General features: G+C 59.0%; 1 protein-coding gene. It reads right to left on the reverse strand.

From position 1 onward, the window contains the following. On the reverse strand, window positions 1-1,086 hold a 1,086-nt coding region (locus AS151_RS21910), incomplete at both ends, for a WD40 repeat domain-containing protein (protein ID WP_170861298.1).

The raw sequence follows: 1,086 nt of genomic DNA on the forward strand, positions 1-1,086 counted from the left end.
TGAGACCAGGGTGTTTCCGTCGGGGCTGAACGTTACATGAAAAATCGGACCCTGGTGACCTTCCAAGGTAGCGATGGGAGTGCCGTCTCGCTGCCACAGGCGCACCGTGCCATCCCAACTAGCAGAAGCCAGGGTGTCTCCATCGGGGCTGAACGTTACATGAGTAACATCATACTGGTGACCTTCCAGAGTAGCGATGGGGGTGTCGTCTCGCTGCCACAGGCGCACCGTGTTGTCTCCACTAGCAGAAGCCAGGGTGTCTCCGTTGGGGCTGAAGGTTACATGAGTAACATCATACTGGTGACCTTCCAGAGTAGCGATGGGAGTGCCGTCTCGCTGCCACAGGCGCACGGTGCCGTCGGAACTAGCAGAAGCCAGGGTGTCTCCGTCGGGGCTGAAGGTTACATTAACATCATCCTGGTGACCTTCTAGGGGAGCGATGGGGGTGCCGTCTCGCTGCCACAGGCGCACGGTGCCGTCTCTACTAGCAGAAGCCAGGGTGTCTCCATCGGGGCTGAACGTTACATGATTAACCCAACTCTGGTGACCTTCTAGGGGAACGATGGGGGTGCCGTCTCGCTGCCACAGGCGCACGGTGCCGTCGGAACTAGCAGAAGCCAGGGTGTCTCCATCGGGGCTGAACGTTACATGATTAACCCAACTCTGGTGACCTTCCAGAGTGGTAATGGGGGTGCCGTCTCGCTGCCACAGGCGCACGGTGCCGTCTCTACTAGCAGAAGCCAGGGTGTCTCCGTCGGGGCTGAACGTTACATGATTAACCCAACCCTGGTGACCTTCCAGAGTAGCGATGGGGGTGCCGTCGCGCTGCCACAGGCGCACGGTGTTGTCTCTACTAGCGGAAGCCAGGGTGTCTCCGTTGGGGCTGAACGTTACCTGATTCACCCAATCCTGGTGACCTTCCAGGGTAGTAATGAGGGTGCCGTCGCGCAGCCACAGGCGCACGGTGTTGTCTCTACTAGCGGAAGCCAGGGTGTCTCCGTTGGGGCTGAAGGTTACATGAGTAACATCATCCTGGTGACCTTCCAGAGTAGCAATGAGAGTGCCGTCTCGCTGCCACAGGCGCAC

Source organism: Geitlerinema sp. PCC 9228, from assembly GCF_001870905.1.
Classification (GTDB): Bacteria; Cyanobacteriota; Cyanobacteriia; order Cyanobacteriales; family PCC-9228; genus PCC-9228.